Origin of the sequence: Gorillibacterium massiliense (assembly GCF_000455485.1) — a bacterium.
Classification (GTDB): domain Bacteria; phylum Bacillota; class Bacilli; order Paenibacillales; family NBRC-103111; genus Gorillibacterium; species Gorillibacterium massiliense.
The window spans coordinates 25417-45216 of sequence record NZ_CBQR020000100.1 but is presented as its reverse complement, the minus strand read 5'-3'; the positions used below and the strand labels follow the sequence as shown (position 1 = coordinate 45216).

Annotated in this window: 20 protein-coding genes, 1 pseudogene and 1 riboswitch; of the genes and pseudogenes, 7 read left to right on the top strand and 14 right to left on the bottom strand. The window is 52.6% G+C overall.

The window, feature by feature from the left end; all coding sequences use genetic code 11:
- Positions 1 to 27 precede the first annotated feature (27 nt).
- From TJ79_RS12235 to TJ79_RS12205, 7 genes and pseudogenes are all read right to left on the bottom strand, one after another.
- Positions 28 to 790, bottom strand: a pseudogene (locus tag TJ79_RS12235) (exodeoxyribonuclease III).
- Positions 791 to 880: 90 nt separating this feature from the next.
- On the bottom strand, positions 881 to 1444 hold the full coding sequence (locus tag TJ79_RS12230) for a C40 family peptidase (protein ID WP_040950591.1): 564 nt from the start codon (positions 1442 to 1444) through the stop codon (positions 881 to 883).
- Positions 1445 to 1643: 199 nt separating this feature from the next.
- The gene (locus TJ79_RS12225) at positions 1644 to 2447 is read right to left on the bottom strand and encodes a Cof-type HAD-IIB family hydrolase (protein ID WP_040950590.1); all 804 of its coding nucleotides are present in this window, start codon (positions 2445 to 2447) and stop codon (positions 1644 to 1646) included.
- A gap of 149 nt (positions 2448 to 2596) precedes the next feature.
- Complete coding sequence (locus TJ79_RS12220) at positions 2597 to 2935, bottom strand: MGMT family protein (protein ID WP_040950589.1); 339 nt, start codon at positions 2933 to 2935, stop codon at positions 2597 to 2599.
- Positions 2932 to 3516, bottom strand: coding sequence for a TetR/AcrR family transcriptional regulator (locus TJ79_RS12215; RefSeq protein ID WP_040950588.1), 585 nt, complete (start codon positions 3514 to 3516; stop codon positions 2932 to 2934). The genes TJ79_RS12220 and TJ79_RS12215 overlap by 4 nt, the downstream gene beginning before the upstream one ends.
- 44 nt (positions 3517 to 3560) lie before the next feature.
- Complete coding sequence (locus TJ79_RS12210) at positions 3561 to 4634, bottom strand: radical SAM/SPASM domain-containing protein (protein WP_052339532.1); 1074 nt, start codon at positions 4632 to 4634, stop codon at positions 3561 to 3563.
- 167 nt (positions 4635 to 4801) lie between these two features.
- A complete protein-coding gene (locus tag TJ79_RS12205) occupies positions 4802 to 5104 on the bottom strand; it encodes a hypothetical protein (protein WP_040950587.1) in 303 nt (100 codons plus the stop codon).
- A 201-nt stretch (positions 5105 to 5305) separates the two neighbouring features.
- Between TJ79_RS12205 and TJ79_RS12200 the strand changes: the two genes are divergently transcribed.
- Entirely contained in the window at positions 5306 to 6154 is an 849-nt protein-coding gene (locus tag TJ79_RS12200) for a hypothetical protein (RefSeq protein WP_052339531.1), read from the top strand.
- An 84-nt stretch (positions 6155 to 6238) separates the two neighbouring features.
- Positions 6239 to 7222 (top strand): aldo/keto reductase, encoded by a 984-nt coding sequence (locus TJ79_RS12195; RefSeq protein ID WP_040950586.1) that lies wholly within the window; start codon positions 6239 to 6241, stop codon positions 7220 to 7222.
- Positions 7223 to 7275: 53 nt separating this feature from the next.
- Here TJ79_RS12195 and TJ79_RS12190 read toward each other — a convergent pair whose 3' ends face one another.
- Both TJ79_RS12190 and TJ79_RS12185 read right to left on the bottom strand, forming a co-directional pair.
- A complete protein-coding gene (locus TJ79_RS12190; RefSeq protein WP_081756876.1) occupies positions 7276 to 8751 on the bottom strand; it encodes a PAS domain-containing sensor histidine kinase in 1476 nt (491 codons plus the stop codon).
- Positions 8752 to 8847: 96 nt separating this feature from the next.
- Positions 8848 to 9324 (bottom strand): C40 family peptidase, encoded by a 477-nt coding sequence (locus tag TJ79_RS12185; RefSeq protein WP_040950585.1) that lies wholly within the window; start codon positions 9322 to 9324, stop codon positions 8848 to 8850.
- A 5-nt stretch (positions 9325 to 9329) separates the two neighbouring features.
- Positions 9330 to 9466: riboswitch (cyclic di-AMP (ydaO/yuaA leader) on the bottom strand.
- Between the two features lie 255 nt (positions 9467 to 9721).
- On the opposite strand from TJ79_RS12185, the gene TJ79_RS12180 reads away from it, so the two are divergent.
- The 3 genes from TJ79_RS12180 to TJ79_RS12170 all read left to right on the top strand — a co-directional run bounded on the left by TJ79_RS12180 (position 9722) and on the right by TJ79_RS12170 (position 12786).
- Positions 9722 to 10957, top strand: a complete 1236-nt coding sequence (locus TJ79_RS12180) for a multidrug effflux MFS transporter (RefSeq protein ID WP_040950638.1) — start codon at positions 9722 to 9724, stop codon at positions 10955 to 10957.
- A gap of 204 nt (positions 10958 to 11161) precedes the next feature.
- Positions 11162 to 11707 carry a sigma-70 family RNA polymerase sigma factor gene (locus TJ79_RS12175; RefSeq protein ID WP_040950584.1) on the top strand — a complete coding sequence of 182 codons (546 nt, stop codon included), beginning with the start codon at positions 11162 to 11164 and terminating at the stop codon, positions 11705 to 11707.
- Positions 11704 to 12786, top strand: a complete 1083-nt coding sequence (locus TJ79_RS12170; protein WP_040950583.1) for a DUF4179 domain-containing protein — start codon at positions 11704 to 11706, stop codon at positions 12784 to 12786. Before TJ79_RS12175 ends, TJ79_RS12170 begins: the two co-directional genes overlap by 4 nt.
- A gap of 79 nt (positions 12787 to 12865) precedes the next feature.
- Here TJ79_RS12170 and TJ79_RS12165 read toward each other — a convergent pair whose 3' ends face one another.
- Together TJ79_RS12165 and TJ79_RS12160 are read right to left on the bottom strand one after the other, a co-directional pair.
- Positions 12866 to 13687 (bottom strand): hypothetical protein, encoded by an 822-nt coding sequence (locus tag TJ79_RS12165; protein ID WP_040950582.1) that lies wholly within the window; start codon positions 13685 to 13687, stop codon positions 12866 to 12868.
- Positions 13688 to 13700: 13 nt separating this feature from the next.
- The gene (locus TJ79_RS12160; RefSeq protein ID WP_052339529.1) at positions 13701 to 15704 is read right to left on the bottom strand and encodes a M1 family metallopeptidase; all 2004 of its coding nucleotides are present in this window, start codon (positions 15702 to 15704) and stop codon (positions 13701 to 13703) included.
- Between the two features lie 177 nt (positions 15705 to 15881).
- Between TJ79_RS12160 and TJ79_RS12155 the strand changes: the two genes are divergently transcribed.
- Positions 15882 to 16376 (top strand): YwhD family protein, encoded by a 495-nt coding sequence (locus TJ79_RS12155; protein WP_081756883.1) that lies wholly within the window; start codon positions 15882 to 15884, stop codon positions 16374 to 16376.
- Positions 16377 to 16458: 82 nt separating this feature from the next.
- Here TJ79_RS12155 and TJ79_RS12150 read toward each other — a convergent pair whose 3' ends face one another.
- The 3 genes from TJ79_RS12150 to TJ79_RS12140 all read right to left on the bottom strand — a co-directional run bounded on the left by TJ79_RS12150 (position 16459) and on the right by TJ79_RS12140 (position 17926).
- Positions 16459 to 16782 (bottom strand): magnetosome magnetite crystal formation protein family, encoded by a 324-nt coding sequence (locus TJ79_RS12150; RefSeq protein ID WP_420319388.1) that lies wholly within the window; start codon positions 16780 to 16782, stop codon positions 16459 to 16461.
- 65 nt (positions 16783 to 16847) lie between these two features.
- Positions 16848 to 17396, bottom strand: coding sequence for a GNAT family N-acetyltransferase (locus TJ79_RS12145; RefSeq protein WP_040950579.1), 549 nt, complete (start codon positions 17394 to 17396; stop codon positions 16848 to 16850).
- A complete protein-coding gene (locus TJ79_RS12140; protein ID WP_040950578.1) occupies positions 17393 to 17926 on the bottom strand; it encodes a YfiT family bacillithiol transferase in 534 nt (177 codons plus the stop codon). Before TJ79_RS12140 ends, TJ79_RS12145 begins: the two co-directional genes overlap by 4 nt.
- A gap of 153 nt (positions 17927 to 18079) precedes the next feature.
- On the opposite strand from TJ79_RS12140, the gene TJ79_RS12135 reads away from it, so the two are divergent.
- Positions 18080 to 19636 carry an ABC-F family ATP-binding cassette domain-containing protein gene (locus TJ79_RS12135; RefSeq protein ID WP_040950577.1) on the top strand — a complete coding sequence of 519 codons (1557 nt, stop codon included), beginning with the start codon at positions 18080 to 18082 and terminating at the stop codon, positions 19634 to 19636.
- The last annotated feature ends 164 nt before the right edge of the window (positions 19637 to 19800 follow it).

Sequence of the window (19800 nt, the reverse complement as noted above, 5' to 3'; positions counted from 1 at the left end):
ATTCACAATATCTACATGGAAAATACGTCAGCGTTCGACATTTAGCTTCAGCACAATCGGACAATGATCGCTCCCCAAAATATTGCTGTCAATCCCGGCGTCTATGGAGTGCGGGAGCTAGACGGGCAGAGGCGATGAAATAGTCGATGCGCCAGCCAACGTTCCTCTCCCGCACGCCCGGCATGTTGGACCACCAAGTAAAGGCGTCGTCTTTTTCGGGATAAAAATGGCGGAACGTATCGATGAAACCGGCACCCAGCAGCTCAGTCATCTTACCGCGCTCCTCGTCGGTGAACCCGGAGTTGCCCCGGTTGGAGCGGGCGTTTTTGATGTCGATCTCCTCATGGGCGACATTCAAATCGCCGCAGGCGATCACGGGCTTCTTTGCATCCAATTGGAGCAAGTAGCTGCGGAACCGGTCCTCCCATTCTACCCGGTAGGGCAACCGGGCTAGATCTCGCTTGGCGTTTGGGGTATAAACATTAACCAGATAAAAGCTTTCAAATTCCAACGTAATGATGCGGCCTTCGGGCTCTTCATCCTCTTCCATGCCGTACCGCACAGAGAGGGGCTGTATTTTTGTAAACACGGCGGTCCCGGAATAGCCTTTCTTGATGGCATAATTCCAATATTGCCGGGATTCCTCGCCCTGGTCCAGGCAGATTTGGCCTTCCTGAAGCTTTGTCTCCTGCACGCAAAATATATCCGCATCCGTTTCCGCAAAGTAGTCGTTAAAGCCTTTGTTGACGCAGGCCCGTAATCCGTTGACGTTCCATGATACCAGTTTGATCATCGGTTGCCTCCAGTAACTCCCATAATCGGTTCGTTCGTACGAACGCTTGTCCGTCTTTTCTATTATATATAGAGATAAAAAAAGAAGCTACCCGTACATAAGTACGTCGGCAGCTTCCTTGTTTACGTAGGTTTGGAGCGAACCTTGATAGACAGGCTGCAGCACTCTTGAGTTTAAGATGTCCACCGGAGTAACGAACGGGTACGGTTTTTCGGATAAAGGAATGCCGCTGTTGCCCATCACCATGGCGACGAATTGGGTGCAAAAAAAAGCGTTCTTTCGCTCATACGCAATGTTCAGCATCAAACCGATCAAACCAAGAAGATTGTATTTGTAAATGTCCCGGTTTTGTTCGAACATACGGATGCATTCCCGTATGCGGTTGTACTGGCTCTGGCTGACCGGACACCGGTAAATGGCGCAGGAGGCACTTTGAAACAGGATGCCGGTGTGGAGGTTTTCTTTTACGAATCCTCCGCTCAAAGGATTGGCGGGGTGCTTACGGCCAAAGCTGTACACATCACGCAGTTCGGCGTCAAAGGCAATGGAAGCATGGTTCCAGTTGGCTTTCGTGTATAAGCCGATCACCTTCGTAAACCATGTCCCGGTATCGGTCAACAGCACGTATATGGAATGATCTTGATCCGCCATCTCAGAGCCCCTCCTTATCTTGCACTAACTCAAGAATAAGTTCCAAGCATGCATTGGGGAACGTACGGAAGCCCATATCCGGACTTGGACGAAGGTCTGGGGTGTACACTGGACCAGAAGATCCGATAGACGCAGGTTGTAATTATTTTTATTCCATGAATGCGGATGAAATCCTTTTTTTGTAAAAGAAAGCTGTTTTTTATTCGCCTCGGTTGAAGATGAATTTGTCGATCACTTGTTTAATGCCGTCCTCGTTGTTTGACGCCGTCACGTAATCGGCGATTTCCTTAAGGGCAGGGATGGCGTTGCCCATGGCGACCCCGAGACCTGCAGCCTCCAGCATTTCGTGATCGTTCCAGGAGTCCCCGGCGGCGATGGTTTCATCCATGGAGCAGCCAAAATGCTGCGCCAAGTGGACCAAAGCATGGCCTTTGGTTCCTTCGTGGTGCATGATCTCCAAGAAGTTCGGCTTGGATTTGGTGATATGCACTTTGGGACCCAGTAGTTCCCGCAAGATGGGGGCGATTTCGTCGAGAAGCGCCGGCTCGTCGATGATGAGCAGCTTGGGCGTAGGCTTTGCGATGACTTTGGCAAAGTCCGGCTCGATGTAGTAGGGTGTCCGGTTCAAGGCGCAGTAGGCGACGATTTTTTCGTTGTCTTCCCGGGTATACAGCTTGTCATCGATATAGGTTTGCAAATGCAGGTCGTGTTCCACGCAGTACTGCAGCAGCTTTTCGGCCGCTTCCTTCGGGACATAGCGCTCGTAGAGCACCTGCTCGTCCAGCAAGTTTTTGATCAGTGCGCCTTGATAGGTGATGATCGGAACATTGAGCCCGATTTGGCGGGCAATGGCTTGTGCGGACGCGTAGGCGCGGCCTGTCGCCAAGGTGACGATGATGCCAGCTTCGACGGCTTCCTCCAGCGCTTTTTTCGTGGCAGGGGTTACGGCTTTTTCATCGTTGATCAAGGTATCGTCGATGTCGATTGCAATAAGTTTGTACATGCTCTCTCTCCCATACGGCCGTCACAAGGGTGTGCGGCGGTTCTCTTTTTCATTTCATTAGAAAGTATAAGTTTGTCACTATAAAAGCCTGATTACGCTACGTTAAACGTCGCTCGGCCTTTGGAGGCGTCGCATCCGTTTTCCTTGGGTTAGTGTCTATTGTAGCCGTCAAACGCGTCTTCGGCCAGTCTGTATTGGTAGATTTCCAGAGAAATGCGGTTGCCAGGTCCGATTTCCAATCCATCATTTTCCAAAAGCATGCATTGGGTCAAAACCGCGTCTTCCTCCTGAAGTGCGATTTGCCCTTTGGCGTTTACGATCCGGTGCCAGGGCAGCGCATATTTTTCGCTCATGGAATGGAGGATGCGCACGACCTGCCGCGCTCCCCGGGGACTGCCGGCAAGGGCGGCAACTTGACCATAGGTCATGACTTTTCCCGCGGGTATCCCTCTGATGATTTGGATGACTTGTTCAGTAAAAGGGGTCATACGCTGCCTGCTCCTTTCCGCCCGTCATGGACATTTCTTGTAACAGCTGGGGCGAGAACCATATCCAGAATGGCGTCCAGTATCTCTTCGCGCTCCCCGTCGTCTTCAAAATGCAAGCCGCTGGCTTTACGCACTATTTCGCTGCGCAAAACCGTCGCCTCCAAGCCAACCACCAGGAGGTGAAGCCGCAGCCAAAGCCGGGTTTCGTCTTCGTCACCCAGCGCAGAACGAAGGGGAGCGAGGAGCGCCTGAATCGTCTCTGAAGTGGCATCGCCCTCAAATCCTGCGGTCATATCCTGCATGAACGCCTGCCGGGCAATTTCCGGTTCTCGGGCAATGATGGTCATGATATCCTTCACTCCCGCACGAAATTGTTGAAGCGGCGGGAGATCGGCATACTGCCCGAATATTCTGGGAGTCTCCGGCAGAATGGAGGAGATGTAACGGCGGATGACGAGATTCATCAAATTTTCCTTGGAGCCAAAATGATAGTTGACGGTGCCCATTCCAACATCGGCCCGTTCCATGATTTGTTTGATTGTGATTTCATTCGGCTGCATGCCTTCCTGAAGCATTTCCATGGTAATTCGGATGATGGTTTCTTTTGCCGGTTGTGCGGTTCTAATTAGTTGTCCACTCCTTTCTCTTCAAGCGCTTGGGCGACCCAGTCGGCGTTAGACCGCAGGGCACAGCCTCCGACGCCTTCGCGCAGCGTGTGATGCTGGGCCCGGATGCGGCGGAGCAGCGGCGATCGCAAGGCAGTGAGCAGGCTTGTGCCGCTTATGTTCCGGTCGGAAAAAGGAGCGAACGGGCAGGGCTGCAGATCGCCGGATGGACTCATATAGACAAACCCTCTGCCGGCGGCGAGACAACCGTCATGCAAAGCTTCGTCCCCGGGGAAGGGGAGAAAGAGGGCGGGGTATCGCTTGCCATTTGCCCGGCAGTGCTCCGTGAGCTGCTGTTTTTGCTGTTTATCCAAGACGAGGTGAAGGGTGTTCGGTGCAGCCGGAACGTATTCCACGTACAAGAACAGCCGGCATGCGGAGAGAAAGTTTTCCTCCAGAAAAGCCGGGGACGTGACGAATTCCAGGTTTTCGGCGGTGGTGGTGATGGAGACGCCAAAGGGGACGGAATACCGCGTCAACCGTAGGATCGCTTCCTGGACGGCGGCATGAACCCCTTCGCCCCGGCGCAGATCGGTATGAACCTCGGTGCCTTCCAGGCTGAATACCGGCAGAATATGGCGGTGCTCCGCCAGCCAGCGGGCGCGGGCGTCGTCCAGAAGGGTGCCGTTGGTGAAGAGCAGCGTTAGCAGGCCGGGATGGCGTGCAGCCGCATGCAGCCATTCCGGCGCAAGCAGCGGCTCTCCACCGGCGAGCATGAGAACGGCGACACCGATTTCTGCCGCCTCATCCACCAGCCGGTGTATGGCATCTGGCGGAAGATCGGTGCCCGGCATATGTGCCGTTTGCCGCGAATAACAGCCCGCGCAGTTGAGGTTGCAGGCTGCGGTGGTGCTCAGGATGAGGATGGGGGGGACTTGCACTCCCTCTTCCAGATGTCGGGCCCGTTCGGAGGCAGCTTTTTTGCCGTGAGCGGCGATTCGGGCCAGAGCGGCGGCAGAGTAGGGAGTCTGTTTCAATAGCCGCACGGATTGGGTTACGGTGAGACGCAATTGCTCTCCAAAGCTGTCGAACATGGGCATCGGCTCCATTTCACAATTATAAAACTGAATGCCATTCAGTTTAAGCTAAGTGTATGCCGGGAGAACCGAAAAAGCAATGGCGAAACCGAGAATAAACGAGGAGATGCGTAAAGCGCCCAATCGAGGATTGGACGCTTTTATTAGCCCTGCGTTGGATTTATCTACTGGATGCCAAAGCGTTCCACCTGTTCCCATAGCCCTTCCCGCCGCAAGATCTCCCCTTGCTTCGGCCCGATGAGATCGAAATGGGGGAAAGGCGAGCGCCGATGGATATAGCGGGGCGGAAGCCCGTTGTCGATGCACCATGCGGACAGCTTTTCCAACCGGCTGCAGCCTACTTTTGTAACGGTCGTAATGCCGGGAAAACGCGGTTCGATCCAGTAGTGGGTTAAGTAGGCGATTTCGCCTGCTTCAACCCTGCGCTTCCACTCATTCAATTCTTCCCGTGAAATGCCGAATGCCATGTTCGCTGCTCCTTGCCTGATGTCTGTCGTATTTTCCATTATAGCAAGACATTCTGCGGGTGCACCAATGAAAGAGAGATAGGGGGAGTAACGAGTAACGTCGGTGTTTTTCCATGGCTGGAGGCCGCCGGTTAATCTTGACAGCAGCCGACCGGCAGGCTACTTTTGAAGGGAGAAGGCAAGCCTAAGGAGAGATATGTCTTGCGGAAACGGAAGATTAACGCAGCTGTCATTCTGGGAGCGGCAGGATTGTTTATGGCATTAACCGCATGTGGAGGAGGAACCGGCGATCGGGTGGAAAGCTTGACTGGAGCGCAGACAAGCACACCGGAGGACACGGCGGTTGCAGAAGCGACGGCTGTGGCAGCTAACTTGAAGACGGCAGCTCCTACGTTAGCGGGTTCAACCGCTTCGCCAACCGCGTCGGCATCCGTTCAGCTCGATTCGACGCTTATGACCGTCGCCACTCCCGTTACGGTGGAGCTTGCAGCCCCTCTTGTCATCGCTGAGGGACAAGCCGATGCCGACGGGGACGGCAAAGCGGAGACCGTCCGCATCTGGTTTACCGCGGGCAAGGAAGTGACGGACACGGAGCCGGGGCCTTTTGAAGGCACTTTTCGCCACGGTCATTTCGATGCGGTGTTAACCGGCGCGGAAGGTAAGGAGTTAGGCCGCATCTCCCTTAGCAACGCATTCGGTCAGGATATAAGTTTCCGCAAACAGCCGGTCCTTCCGCTGCCTTTTGACGATTATAACGGGGACGGACAGCCGGATTTCGCCGTCGGCCAGTGGTCGGGAAGCAACGGCAGCATGTACGCGATCTTTACCGTGGAGCGGGACGGGTTTAAGCTCATCGAGCGGGATATCTATTCGGCCGATTCCCGGCCGTTTATCCGGTATCGCAAGGTAGGCGACGCTTCTTTCCTCAACATCTACTATGACATGGAAAAAGGACAGTATATGCAGGTCCGCAGAGACTGGGAAAAGGGGTCTTTTACCCGCCGTCCCGCCGAAGTCGCCACCGTCGTTGGCTCAGCCGGACTGGACTAAGGCGTCGATAACGAAGGACGGAAAATGCACGCATGCCTCGAGCAGGGCGATAAACCAAAAGATCATTCAAAGGAGATGCACAACATGAACTATCGGCAGTTGGGAGATACAGAGCTTACCGTTAGCGAGATCAGCTTCGGAACGTGGGCCATCGGCGGCGATTGGGGGCAAACTCGCGATACGGAAGGGCTGGATGGGCTAGCGGCAGCGATGGACGCGGGGGTTAACTTCTTCGACACCGCCGATGTGTACGGCTCCGGCCACGCCGAAGAACTGTTGGCGAAAGCCACCAAAGGGAAAGAGGATGAGATTCATATCGCGACCAAGTTTTGCCGGTCCGGGGATATTCATGACCCTGCCAATTACTCGGCGGAAACGGTGCGTCAATATTGCGAAAACAGCCTGAAGCGGCTCAAACGGGAGAGAATCGATCTTTACCAGATTCATTGTCCGCCTCTTTCGGTGCTGAAGGATGGCGCGGTATTTGAAGTGCTGGACAAGCTGCAGCAGGAGGGCAAAATCCGCCATTACGGCGTCAGCGTCGAATCCGTCGAGGAAGGTTTGATTAGCCTGAAAGCGCCTGGGGTCAAAGCACTGCAGGTGATCTTCAACCTGTTCCGGCAAAAACCCGCGGAGGAGTTGTTCCCTGAGACCAAAAGGGCCGGGGCGGGGATATTGGTGCGGCTGCCGCTGGCCAGCGGTCTGCTCACGGGCAAGTTTACGAAGATGAGCACTTTCGAGTCCAGCGACCATCGGAACTTCAATGCCAATGGCGAACAATTCAATGTAGGCGAGACCTTCGCCGGTTTGCCTTTTGCGAAGGGTGTGGAGCTGGCACAGGGCCTGTCGTGGATCGCGGAAGGCCGAGGCAGCATGGCGCAAGCAGCGATGCGCTGGATTCTCGATGATCCCAACATCACCTGTGTGATTCCCGGCTTTAAAAATGTGAAACAGGTGGAAGACAACTTGGGCGCAGCCACAACCAAACCCTTTAATCCAGAGGAACTGGAGCGGCTGCGGGCTTACTATCAGGAACAGGTAAAGGAGCATATTCGCGGTTCCTACTAAAATGGAAATCCCCACTTCGGCATCATGCGGAGTGGGGATTTTTTGCTCCTATATCAAGAAGCAGACGGTTGGTAAAGGGGGAGAGCGACCGTTGCCTGGGTTCCGAGTTCTTTTCCGCTGGTGATGAGCAAGCTGCCGTTATGGTTCTTCACGATGTTGTGGCAGATCATCAGCCCCAAGCCGTTTCCGTTTTCTTTGGTGGAGACGAAGGGCTGCCCCAGCTTATTGCGGATCTCTTTCGGGATGCCGCTGCCTTGATCGGAGACGGTTACTTTGATCCAACCATCCGCTACGCTGGCGTTTAGGGTAAGTTGTCCTCCGGAAGGGGAAGCTTCCATCCCGTTTTTGATCAGGTTGAGAAAGACTTGCTTCAAATGATTTCGGTCGCCCCAGACATAACGCTCTTCGCTTGCGGGCGGCCCTGTGATGATGACATCAAGCAGATGGGCATGGGGTTCGAGAAAGAGGATCACTTCCGTTAACAATTGAAAAATTTCCACGGATGAATACGACTGCAGCTTCGGTTTTGCCAGAAAAAGCAGTTCGTTTACCGTGGATTCGATCCGTTCCAGCTCGGATTCCATAATGGAGATATACCGGTAATTCTCGACTTGGGTACGCAGCAGCTTGAGGAAGCCTTTCAAAGAGGTTAGAGGATTGCGGATTTCATGGGCGATCCCTGCGGAAAGCAGTCCTACGGTAGAAAGCTTCTCCGACTCGATCAGAGCCGAACGGGATAGTTTGTGCTCGGCCATATCCCGCAAGAGCAGGTTGACGGCTGGCCTGTCATTGAAGAGGACGGGAAACGCTAGCGCTTCGACATCGTATTCTTCCCCGGCATAGCCGGTTACCCGATATTCGATGGAGGATTGGCTCCAGATGCTGACTTGCTGGTTGGCCAGGTGCTCCTTTACTGCCTGATGATGGGAGGGGAGGACGATATCGTAAATGGAGCGCCCGGGCAGAAAATCGGGATTGCCACCGCCGAGAAAAGCGGAAGCTGCTTCGTTGGCGTAAACGCAAACGGCATCATCGAGAATAATCGCCGCGTCCGGAACCTGATTGAGCAGGATCAAAAACGACTCTCTCGAGGATTTCAATTGATTGACGAGAGCGGCGGTACGCTCGCGTTCCTCTCTTTTTCTTTCGGTTATATCCTGAACTTGAGTGATGACATAGAGTGGCGTTTGGAACTTGTTAAGTACGATGGATACCGATAAAGCGATTTGCAAGATACGTCCGGTTTTATGGATATACCGTTTTTCAAGTTCATACTTTTGCAGTTCTCCTGTAATGAGGCGGTTAAACATGTCCAAATCCGAAGTGAGATCGTCCGGGTGAGTGATATCTGCGAAGTTCAGCTCCAGCAGTTCCTCTTCTGTATATCCGAGTATGCGGCAAAAGGCCGGGTTCACGTTAAGCCAGTGTCCTTTAAGAGATAGGACAGCCATACCGATGGACGCGCATTTAAAGGCATTGATCAGAACGGTTCTGTCAAACGGATAGGTCGATTTCAGAAAAACCACCATCCTTGCCACAGTAGGAGTAAAGGAGCAAGTACAAATAAAGAAAAAAGGTCACCGGAAGACATGTCTGCCGGATGACCTTATTCTGAAAAATGCGGATTATTCGGTTGCGATTTTCTCGTATTGATCGTCGGACAGGATACGGCGGGCGGTAACATACCGCTTTGCGTAGTAGTCCTCGCTCAGCTTGTTTTTGATCACGCCTTTATTGGTGGAAGCATGAACGAAAACGCCGTCGCCGAGATAAATGCCAACATGAGAAATTCCGCCGGATGTTACGGCTCCGTCCGTGTCGAAGAAGACAAGATCGCCTGCGCGCAGGTTCTTTTTGGAGACGGCAGTACCATCCTCGGACTGGGCTCTGGAGCTGTGGTTCAAATCAATACCAAACTGGTTGAACACGTACATGGTAAAACCGGAGCAATCGAAACCTTTGGTGGTGGTGCCGCCATAAACATAGTCGGTTCCGATCAGGCTGTTCACCTTGGTCTCCAAGGAAGACGCCGCGAAAGCGCTTTCTGCTAAGATACCGAAAGAGAAGGTGAGACAGAGGACAAACACAATAAGCTTTTTCAAAAACGGTAAACTCCTTCCTGAGCCTACGAGGTTAGCTTGAGGGTTCGGTTGAAGGTTCCCTATGGCCCATGACAGCTAGGCCAATTCACCCAAAATGGTTCCCCCGTTTTCCGCGAAAGCGGAAATTCGGCGTATGACGTTTTTTAACACAAAATATTCTATTCTGCAAAAGCTTCTACTTTCCTCCTAATCTCCGAAAAAAATAAAATTGTGCGGTTCAACTATGAAAATTGTGAGAAAAATGCGGGATTGGACACGCATTCTGCTGAATTCAGGTTGAAATTCTTGACAAGGGGGGGCAGCTGTTTTAAACTAACCCGAAATCGCTGTCCAGGAAAGGTTACTTGGAAACGAAAGTTTATCGAAATAGATGCAAGAAAGGTCTGAAAATTCACCCATGAATAGCCAAACCGCCCAAGAGAGGGATTCCTCTCTTTCCCTTGCCCGGTCGCGCCGAATCCGAATGACCGTCATTTTAGGCGCTTTGTCCGCGTTCGGGCCGCTTTCGCTGGATATGTACTTGCCGGCTCTCCCCAAAATGGCGGATGAGCTGAATGTCGGCACCTCATTGACGCAGCTTACACTGACTGCATGTTTGCTTGGCCTGTCTCTCGGACAGCTCTTGGCGGGGCCGCTCAGTGACGTGCGGGGGCGCCGGCTGCCGCTTCTTGTTGGCATGGTGGTGTACGCTGCGGCTTCGGTGCTTTGCGCCTTCGCCCCGTCTGTCTGGATGCTCATTGTTCTACGCTTTTTTCAAGGGGCGGCTGGTGCAGCGGGAATCGTCATCTCCCGGGCTGTTGTCCGTGACCTCTACTCGGGCAAAGAATTGACCAAATTCTTCTCCATGCTGATGCTTGTCAACGGCGCCGCGCCTATACTGGCTCCTATATTGGGCGGGCAGATCTTGAAGGCCACCTCTTGGCGTGGAGTGTTCGTCATCCTCACACTGGTCGGAGTGGCCATGCTTCTCGCTGTCCTGCTCTCGCTGCCCGAGACTCTGCCGGTCCGGGACCGGGCAAAAGGGGGCTTGCAGAACACCGTGCAAACCTTCGGCAAGCTGGTGGGAGACCGGAAGTTTATGGGTCTGGCCTTAGCTCAAGGCTTTGTCGTTGCGGCTATGTTCGCCTATATCTCGGGTTCGCCTTTTGTGCTTCAGGATCTATTCGGCGTCTCACCTCAGCTTTTCAGCCTTCTCTTCGCCATCAACGGGCTCGGCATCATCATAGCCGGGCAATTGACCGGACGGTTGGTGGGACGCTTTGGGGAAGGTCAACTGTTCGTAGTCGGTCTCATCCTTGCTTCTTTGGGCGGAGTTGCCCTACTGACCGTGATCTTGCTCGGAGTCGGGCTTGCCGGCATTTTACCTTCCCTATTCATCGTAGTATCCAGCGTCGGCATCGTTTCGACCAGCGGAACGTCGCTTGCGCTGCAAAACTACGGACGCTCTGCCGGGAGCGCCTCGGCTCTGCTTGGCTTACTCTCCTATATCATTGGGGGACTAGCGGCGCCTCTCGTCGGATTGGGCGGTAGCGGAACAGCGGTGCCTATGGGCGCCGTCATTGCCTTTTTCGATGTCGGTTCCCTGTTGGTTTATGCTCTATTGGTTAAGAGAAACGGACGGGAAGCGGGATAAGCCGCTTTGTATACAATGGGAAACACGAAGGAGCCGAATCATTCGGCTCCTTTTTTGTGCGGACGCGTTCATGGAAATGTCGGGTGACTCCCGCAAAGTGAAAGAAGTAACAGCCATCAAAACCGTTTTGAGGTTTTCTATGTCTAACGAGGGTGATCACAAAACAGGTAACGTTGCCTTTCACTACCACGCAAGGAGAGTGCCATGGACAGCGAAAAAATCAAGCTTATCAAGCGGGCTAAGAAAGGCGATGGAAAGGCGTTTGAAGACCTTATCGGCGAATCGAAGATCAACCTCTACAAGATGGCTTTTTTATATGTGAAGAATAAAAACGACGCTTTGGATATTGTCAGTGAAGCGGTTTTCAAAACGTATTCCTCCCTACATACGCTTAAAAACGATAAGTATTTCAACACGTGGACGATGCGGATTTTGATCAACTGCTGCAAGGATTTTCTGCGAAAAAAACAAAAGGTCGTGCTGCTTCCGGAAAGAGAAGACGGCTCCAACCCCTTGGATAACATTCCGGACGACCCGGATTTGTTCTTGGACGAGCGCATGGACTTGTATGATGCGATTGATTGTCTGGAAAACGCCCAACTAAAGTCGGTTATTATTTTGAAATACTTCAAAGGAATGACCATCAAGGAGACGGCTCAAGTGTTGGAACTGCCAGAAGGCACAGTCAAAACCTATCTCCACCGGGCGCTCCTGTTTTTACGAAGAAAGTTAAAGGAGGATGTGGGATGAACAATATCAATGAGGACCGCTTCCATGGGATCGAAGTCCCTTTCGAATTGACGGATGCCATCCGGAAGGGGATTAGCCGTGCGGAGCCTAAGATAAAGCGGAGAAACCACCTTAGAATGGCCATGCGGTCGATATCGACAGCGGCGGCGCTTCTGGCTGCCTTTGTCGCCATGATGAATATCTCGCCTGCTATTGCCAATGCCGTAACGGAACGACTGCCCGTTCTGTCTCCTCTTGTCGTCGCATCCTGGAGTGACAAAGGGTTGGACGCAGCCATTAAAAACGACTATGTCTTCCAGAACGCCGTGCAAGTAACCGATAATGGTGTGACCTTTGCAGTGCAGGATATCGTCGCGGACGAGAAAATGATCACCCTTTCTTACAAGGTAACGATTGAAGAAGGGCATGAGAGTTTTGCGAATCTGATCCCCCGGCGGATGCTAATAAACTACAACGGCAAAGAAGAGCAGATGGATTTTACCGTTGATCCCGATAACCCTCATTTCGCACAAACCAAAACGATGGAGGGAATTGCCCAGTACAGATGGGATTTGGATAAGGAAGCCATGCCCGACAAGGTTACGGTTACCACTGACGAGATAGACGATTACCAACTGTTCATTGCCAAAAGGGTTCCGCAACAGGTGACGGAGGCGGACAAGCAAGACGCGACCTACAAAAAATATGGCAGGGCCCCATATACCGTTGCCGGAAATTGGTCGCTGCAGCTTGATCTAAGCGGCCTGAAAAAGTTAGCTCCCAAAATCTATCCGGACGTTATGGCAAAGAACGGAACCGAAACCTTCTCTCTGAAAAACATCGAGATAACCCCCACGGTGACAATGATGGTGTTTGACGGGGGTGAGTACAATAACAATTGGATCGAGGACCTCCATCCATACCTAGAAGACGAAAAAGGCGTTAAATACCGGTTGAATGCAGCTTCCGCTCAAGACGGTTATCCGCTGCTGTCTTTTGAAAGCAGCTACTTTTCCGAGTCCCATGATTTGACCCTTGTCCTCAAGGATAACGGCTCTCCCGATTCCAAGCCCATACGCATCAAGCTGAATCAGCGGTAAAGCCGCGTTATAGACGAATAACGGTATCAAGGGGATGGTGGTGGCTCTCTCCCTTGATACCGTTATTTTTTTGATTCGTTTATTTATTCAGTGTGCCAGTCTCGAAAATCTTCTGTTGGGCGGTGAGGCCCCACAGGGACATGTAAGTCCGGACAAAATTGTACGCTTGGTAGAGGATCAACGTCCACAGGCTCGCCTTCCACAGGGTGATGGCCATTACGGCGCCGCCCATTAAAGTGGACAAGAGCAGGATGATCAGGGCAATGGCCAGAATGAAGGGGAGGCGCAGAAGCGAACGTGCGAATGTGCCTAGAAGTGGAGCCTCGGCGGTTTTACCCAACTGCAAGTGCAAGAAGAGAAGGCGGAGTACGTAGCTGTAAGCCAGCAAGCCGCCAAGCTTCAGCAGCAAGCCGCTATTGATGAAGGAGTCGGGGTTATAGGACGCCAAAGCGGCTTTCACGTCGGGCCATACATAGAAAACGGCGGGGAGAAGCAGGATGAGTTGAGCCAGATAGAAAAGGTAAAAGGGCAGCGCCAATGATTTCATCCCTTTAAAAAAACGGTAGCCCGTATTCAGTTTCGTATGGCGTAAGGAGTAAAAGATGCCTGCATTCAATAGCGGCGTGAGGGCGGCTCGAATGAGCAGCAGAATGAGGAACAGCAGCAGATACGAGTGGCTGATATCGGTTTTGGTCAAACGGAATTCCGCTTCGGCAAGGAAAAGCCGCGCCTGCTCCTGAGAACCTTTTTCTGTGGGAAACCGCTGCAGGAGCGGAACGACGATCGACTGGATACAGCGGTAAAGGGCGATCGCCCATGCCAGCCGGTATACAAATAGGAAGACGAGCAGAAAGCCTTGGGACCATGCCGCTTTCCATCCGTCTTTAAGCGATGTCAGCATCGGCCATCTCTCCTCACCAGGCGACCCAGGAAATCAGGGCCTCCAAAATTTTATGTACGCCGGTGTTCAACCGGACGCTCCAGACCGGATCAGCTTCGGCCTTCAGGTAATTGTTCATGTGGCGGTTTTCCAGAACAAGGGTATGCTTCGGATCAATCTGCACCCAATCGACAGGGGACGATCCGTTGAACTTGTATTGGACCTCGCTAGCTTTGCCATCGCCCATTTCATCCTTCGTGGAGCCGTCCTTGAAGTGAAAACGCACAGGCACGGCTGACGTCTGGCCGCCCAGCTTGCGGATCAGGACGCGGCTGTCATAAACGGTAGCGCCATCTACCGTCTTTTTGTTGATGCGGATTCCATCCACAGAATAATCGGACATGAGGCCGTTATACACATATTGGTTGAAAAAGTCGCTCCAGCTTTGTCCGGTTACGCTTTCCACTGTGCGCTGAAAGTCTTCCGTGGAAGGGTGGCGGAACTTCCATTTTTGAAAGTAGGTCCGGAGGATTTTTTTCATCGCCGGTTCCCCGGCTTGGCGTTCGATGGCGTTCAGCACCAGTTTGGCGCGGGTGTACACATTGTCGGCATAAACGCTATGGCTGCCGTAATCCCAGGAAAGCTTCTTCAGCGGTTCCGGTGAGGTGACGTAGCTGGCTTCCAAAGGCAGAATGGATGCGGAGCCATATTCCTTTTGCATCACCATATCTTCGGCGTAGGAAGTAAAGCCCTCGTCCAGCCATGCCTCTTCAAACTCGTTGGATGCGACCATGCCGTACCACCATTGATGGCCGATTTCATGGACGATAACGCGCTCCAGCTCTAGAGATGGCTGTTTATCATCCGCGGCCCACGCCGTAATCAGCGTCGGATATTCCATGCCGCCGGCCCCGTTGCCGCCAGCCGGAGGCACGACGATGGAGAGGGTGGAGTAGGGGTACGCACCATACCATTCGCTGTAGCGGGTCAACGCCTTTTTGGCGGCTAAGAGATAGCGATTTTTCAAATCTTTATGGGCTGGATCGAGATAAAGCTTGATTTTCACGCCGGGAATCTGAGGGGCGGAAAAGCTTTCTTCATAATAGATAAAATGGGGAGAAGCCGCCCAGGCGAAGTCGTGCACGTCGTCGGCGTAATAGCGGTAAATTTTCGTGGAGGAAGGGCCGGCTTGGATTTTGGAAGGGAAACCGGTGGCGGCTACCGTATATCCCGCTGGCACCTTGATCTTCACGTCGTAAATGCCAAAGTCTGCGTAAAACTCGGAATTGCCGTGATACTGGTGCAGGTTCCAGCCTTCCTCGGTGCGGCCGCGGGTACCGGCGGGCTCGTAGACGGCGATTTTCGGAAACCACTGCCCCGCCATATAAAAGTTGTCATCTGCATAGCCCATGCGCGCATAGACAAAGGGCAGCTTGACCAGAAAGTCCAGGTTCAGCGTAATCTTGCCTCCGGCGGGTACCGGCGTTAAGAGACGCAGCTTCATCAAGGTATGGTCCTGCGAATTGCCGTCATCGGGACGGACAAATTCAGTGAGGCGCGACAGATCTTCCCCTTGCTCGGAACGAATGCCGGTCACGGTCATGTTACCGGTGTTGTTCGGCTTTTTTTCATCCTGCCGCAGCTTTCCTCCCGATTCCCGGTTGAAGGTGGTTTTGTCCGACTCAAAGGCATTGGGATACAGGTGAAAATAAAGCTCGGAAACCGGACGGCTCCCCGGATTCTCCCAGGTGACGGATTGGGTACCTTGGAGTTCTTTTTTGTCCGGGTCGAGAGACACGGAGATGTGGTACTCCACCAAGCGTTTGCTGAGGGCGGCGGGAGATTCAGGCACAACTGGAACGTTGTCCAGCGGAGCCGGCTCGCCGGCTATGATGGTTTTCTGGGAGAGCGAGGCTACCTGCACGTGCTTTCCGGCAGGAAACCAACCAGCCCATTTTGCCGCGGCGGCGGCGGTGATCAGGACGGCGCATGCGGCCAGCGCCCAAAGCGCCCATCGCTCAGTCCACTTTCGTTTCATTTGCTTCCCCTCCGGATCGTCGGACAGACAGTCTAAAGGATGTATATGTTTGTCCGCCGGAGTTTAGGACAGGTAAGGCGTGTCCACTCGCTTTTACCGCAATGGGGATGGTATGGTAAGATGAGTGAGAATGAATATCGCTGCGATTTTTGACAGAAGGGGGCTTTCGGGTTGGAACTGGAGAACAAGGGGAAAAAGATCTCGCTTAACATAGTAAGCAGCAAAGTCAATCATAAAGGCTTCGGGGCTGGAGCCATCGACTTGAGTAACGTGTCGGGGGTTGTCATTGACCAAGGGGAGGCATATCTCGATAACGGGACGCTGCATGCCAAGAGCAAAATCGAGAAGGGCATCAAATTCTCGGGCGAAAAAGAGGACGTGCCCAACGGACGGCGCTGCTTTATCGTTTGGGTAGCGGTGGACCGGGACGAGGAGGGGCAATTTTACGGCGGATTGGCAGCCTGCGAGATGCTCGTCGATACGGAAGCGAAGCGGGGTTGGAAAATCCTTGCCGACCACGTCAACCGGATGGATCGGGCGATGAAGCGCAAGATTCTCGTGGAAAACTTGAATGACTCGGAGAAAATGGCGCTAAAGAAGCTGCTCTCCGAATTCAATCCGGAGTGGTGGGCCCATACGCCAGAAGAAGTGAAGAAAGCGCTGGAGGAATAACTAAATTCGGTCATACAAACATTTATCCTCACAAACGGCAGCCCTTCCAGAGCAAGATTGGAAGGGCTGCCGTTATGCTTGTTTATTTCAAAATTTGAAAGCCTCCGATGAAGGGCAGCGGTTTTTGCTCTCCCTTCGCCGCATTCATGATGCCGATAATGGCAAATACGAGCACCGCAAGATTCCCCAGGGGAGAAATGATCAGCCATCCGAGAATGGGGATAATCGCCCCTACGATATTAATGGCAACTGCGGCTAGAAACAGAAGCAAGCCCTGATTCGCATGATACATCGCAAATTTCGAGTCTCTGGCAGCAAGCAGAGGGACGAAGAAGATAATGTACGCAACAATGGCTATTCCCCTGTTCTTTTCAATATCTGCTTTTTCCGCGTCTATAATGATCACCCTTTCGATAATCATTTTTATATAAATATTTTACCATTTTTAGAATCGTAATACTATCGGTAAATCTAATCGGACAGGCGTTTTTCGTACACCGCGGCTTCTTTCTTTTCACCATATGGAACGGTGCGGAGATAGACAAAGCCGTTTTTCCGCCAAAAGCGGTGCCCCGGCTCATTGCCGGTGACGACGCCAAGTTGGATGGCGACCGTTTTCTTCTCAAGCCTCTCGTAAAAAAGTTCTAAAGCCCGAAGGCCGTAGCCTTTCCCTTGATCCTCCTTGCGAATCTGCAGCAAGCCGATCCACATATATCCGTCGCTCGGATAATCTTGCAAGTATTCGAGGATCCCAATGGCTTCCTTCCCATCCTTGAGAAAATAGCGTTTGGCTCCGCATTCCTGCCCTTCCTGTTTGTCCTTTTGGATCTCTTCAACGGTTAAGCTGTCGGTATCGTAAACGGATTGATTATAAAAAGCATCGGAGTTGAGGATAGACAGTTCCTTCTCGGTGACCACTTCCGGTATTTCCGCCAGACTCAGGCCATGGTGATGCGGTTTATGCTCGTCATCCGATTGCTTGGAGTGTTCCGGATCTGTTTTATGCGATAAATCGGTCATACCCAGCCCATTCTTTCGAGGAGACCGGTAATGTGGGCGAGATGGTGACGGCCGTGCCAGGCGTAGATTCCGACATTTTTAGCTAGCTTCACCGTTTCTTTTGACTCCGGGTGGTAGAACGTTTTTTGTAAATCCTCAGGGGCTAAGGTAGCCAGTAAAAATACCCAGCGTTGGTGCAGGCCGGTGAGCAGGGTCAAAGAAGCCTCGATGGGCATGTTTTTGGTATCGGGAAGCTCAGCCCAGCGCTGTTCGTCATAAGGCTTGATCGTCGGGTTCTCTTCCGTTAAAGCCAGCTTGAAGCGGATAAAACTATTCAAATGGCTCTCCGCCAAGTGATGAACGACTTGACGGATCGTCCATCCCCCTTCCCGGTACGGGGTGTCCAGTTGTTCGACAGACAACGATTCCACGGTGCGCCGCAAAACCATTGGCAGATCGGCAATCTCCCGAATCCATTCGTTGATCTGCTCCTCGGAAATCACATCAGGCGGGGTGAAGCGGCCAATCGGATAACTCAGGTTCACGTTCACGTAAAATACCTCCTTTGTCTACTACCTTCCATCATATAGCAAATGGTAGAGCATGGCGAGTACAGGGAAACGGGCTTGAGTTTTACCGCCCCCTCCGTCTATAATCAGTAAGGAAAATGGAATCCGACTATATTATCCGAAAAGGTGCGATAAATGAGTATTTTAACAGTAAAAAACGTCAGCCACGGCTTCGGGGACCGGGCGATTTTCAATGATGTGAGCTTCCGGCTGCTGAAGGGGGAGCACATTGGGCTGATCGGCGCCAATGGCGAGGGAAAATCCACGTTCATGAACATCATCACCGGCAAACTGGAGCCGGACGCCGGCAAGATCGAATGGGCGAAAAACGTCCGCATCGGCTATCTGGACCAGCACGCCGTGCTGCAGAAGGGACAGTCCATCCGCGACGCGTTGCGGACGGCTTTCCGTTACTTGTTTGACATGGAAGCGGAGATCAACCGCTTGTATGAGCAGATGGCTTCCGCCGATCCGGACGAGATGGAGAAGCTGCTGGAGGAAGTCGGCGTGCTTCAGGATACGCTGTCCAGCAACGATTTTTATACCATCGATGCCAAGGTGGAGGAAGTGGCTCGGGGCCTCGGCTTGGACGAAATTGGCCTGGATCGGGACGTTCACGACTTGAGCGGCGGCCAGCGGACCAAGATCCTGCTTGCCAAGCTGCTCTTGGAAAAGCCGGACATCCTGTTGTTGGACGAACCGACCAACTATTTGGATGAACAGCACATCGAGTGGTTGAAGCGTTACTTGCAGGAATACGAGAATGCCTTTGTGCTGATCTCCCACGATATTCCGTTCTTGAACAGCGTGATCAACCTGATCTATCACATGGGCAATCAGGAGCTGAACCGCTACGTCGGCGACTATGACAACTTTCTCCAGCAACATGAAGCGAAACAGTCACAGTTGGAGTCCGCCTTCAAGCGCCAGCAGCAGGAGATTGCCGATTTGAAGGACTTCGTGGCGCGGAATAAAGCGCGGGTATCTACCCGCAACATGGCCATGTCCCGGCAAAAGAAACTGGACAGCATGGAGATCATCGAGCTGGCCAAAGAAAAGCCGAAGCCGGTATTTAACTTCAAGGAAGCCCGTGCGTCTTCTCGGATGATTTTTGAAACGAAGGATTTGGTTATCGGCTACAACGAGCCGCTATCCCGTCCGCTGAACCTGCAGATGGAGCGGGGACAGAAGATCGCCCTCACCGGCGCCAACGGCATCGGCAAAACCACCCTGCTGCGCAGCATTTTGGGAGAGATCAAGCCGCTGTCTGGTTCGGTAGAGCGGGGCGACTATCAGTACGTCGGCTATTTTGAGCAGGAAGTCAAGGGGACGAATTACAACACCTGCATTGAGGAAGTGTGGCAAGAGTTTCCGTCCTTCAGCCAATTTGAAGTACGGGCGGCATTGGCCAAGTGCGGTCTGACCACCAAGCATATCGAAAGCAAGATCGAGGTGCTGAGCGGCGGCGAAAAAGCCAAGGTCCGCCTGTGCAAGCTGATCAATCAGGAAACCAACCTGTTAGTGCTGGACGAACCGACGAACCATCTGGATGTCGACGCCAAGGAAGAGCTGAAGCGGGCGCTCCAGGCGTATAAAGGCAGCATTCTGCTGATCAGCCACGAGCCGGAGTTTTATCGGGAGGTTGCCACCGAGGTATGGAACTGCGAATCCTGGACGACGAAAGTCTTTTAAACGGATGATGGGTAAGAATGGCGGTTTGGAGCCTTGCCGGCTTCCAAACCGTTTTTTTGGGTGTTTACCATACAATCCACCTTCTTTCTCGCTAAGATGACAGAAATCACTTATTTTTATTATTGCAATAGGTATAATAGATCGGAAAATGCAGATTTATGTAA

What these genes read in the sequence shown, in the direction of transcription:
- TJ79_RS12230 (WP_040950591.1), bottom strand. Translation starts at nt 1,444, where the DNA reads ATGGCGGATCAAGATCATTCCATATACGTGCTGTTGACCGATACCGGG.
- TJ79_RS12225 (WP_040950590.1), bottom strand. Translation starts at nt 2,447, where the DNA reads ATGTACAAACTTATTGCAATCGACATCGACGATACCTTGATCAACGAT.
- TJ79_RS12220 (WP_040950589.1), bottom strand. Translation starts at nt 2,935, where the DNA reads ATGACCCCTTTTACTGAACAAGTCATCCAAATCATCAGAGGGATACCC.
- TJ79_RS12215 (WP_040950588.1), bottom strand. Translation starts at nt 3,516, where the DNA reads ATGGAAATGCTTCAGGAAGGCATGCAGCCGAATGAAATCACAATCAAA.
- TJ79_RS12210 (WP_052339532.1), bottom strand. Translation starts at nt 4,634, where the DNA reads ATGTTCGACAGCTTTGGAGAGCAATTGCGTCTCACCGTAACCCAATCC.
- TJ79_RS12205 (WP_040950587.1), bottom strand. Translation starts at nt 5,104, where the DNA reads ATGGCATTCGGCATTTCACGGGAAGAATTGAATGAGTGGAAGCGCAGG.
- TJ79_RS12195 (WP_040950586.1), top strand. Translation starts at nt 6,239, where the DNA reads ATGAACTATCGGCAGTTGGGAGATACAGAGCTTACCGTTAGCGAGATC.
- TJ79_RS12190 (WP_081756876.1), bottom strand. Translation starts at nt 8,751, where the DNA reads ATGGTGGTTTTTCTGAAATCGACCTATCCGTTTGACAGAACCGTTCTG.
- TJ79_RS12180 (WP_040950638.1), top strand. Translation starts at nt 9,722, where the DNA reads ATGAATAGCCAAACCGCCCAAGAGAGGGATTCCTCTCTTTCCCTTGCC.
- TJ79_RS12175 (WP_040950584.1), top strand. Translation starts at nt 11,162, where the DNA reads ATGGACAGCGAAAAAATCAAGCTTATCAAGCGGGCTAAGAAAGGCGAT.
- TJ79_RS12170 (WP_040950583.1), top strand. Translation starts at nt 11,704, where the DNA reads ATGAACAATATCAATGAGGACCGCTTCCATGGGATCGAAGTCCCTTTC.
- TJ79_RS12165 (WP_040950582.1), bottom strand. Translation starts at nt 13,687, where the DNA reads ATGCTGACATCGCTTAAAGACGGATGGAAAGCGGCATGGTCCCAAGGC.
- TJ79_RS12160 (WP_052339529.1), bottom strand. Translation starts at nt 15,704, where the DNA reads ATGAAACGAAAGTGGACTGAGCGATGGGCGCTTTGGGCGCTGGCCGCA.
- TJ79_RS12145 (WP_040950579.1), bottom strand. Translation starts at nt 17,396, where the DNA reads ATGACCGATTTATCGCATAAAACAGATCCGGAACACTCCAAGCAATCG.
- TJ79_RS12135 (WP_040950577.1), top strand. Translation starts at nt 18,080, where the DNA reads ATGAGTATTTTAACAGTAAAAAACGTCAGCCACGGCTTCGGGGACCGG.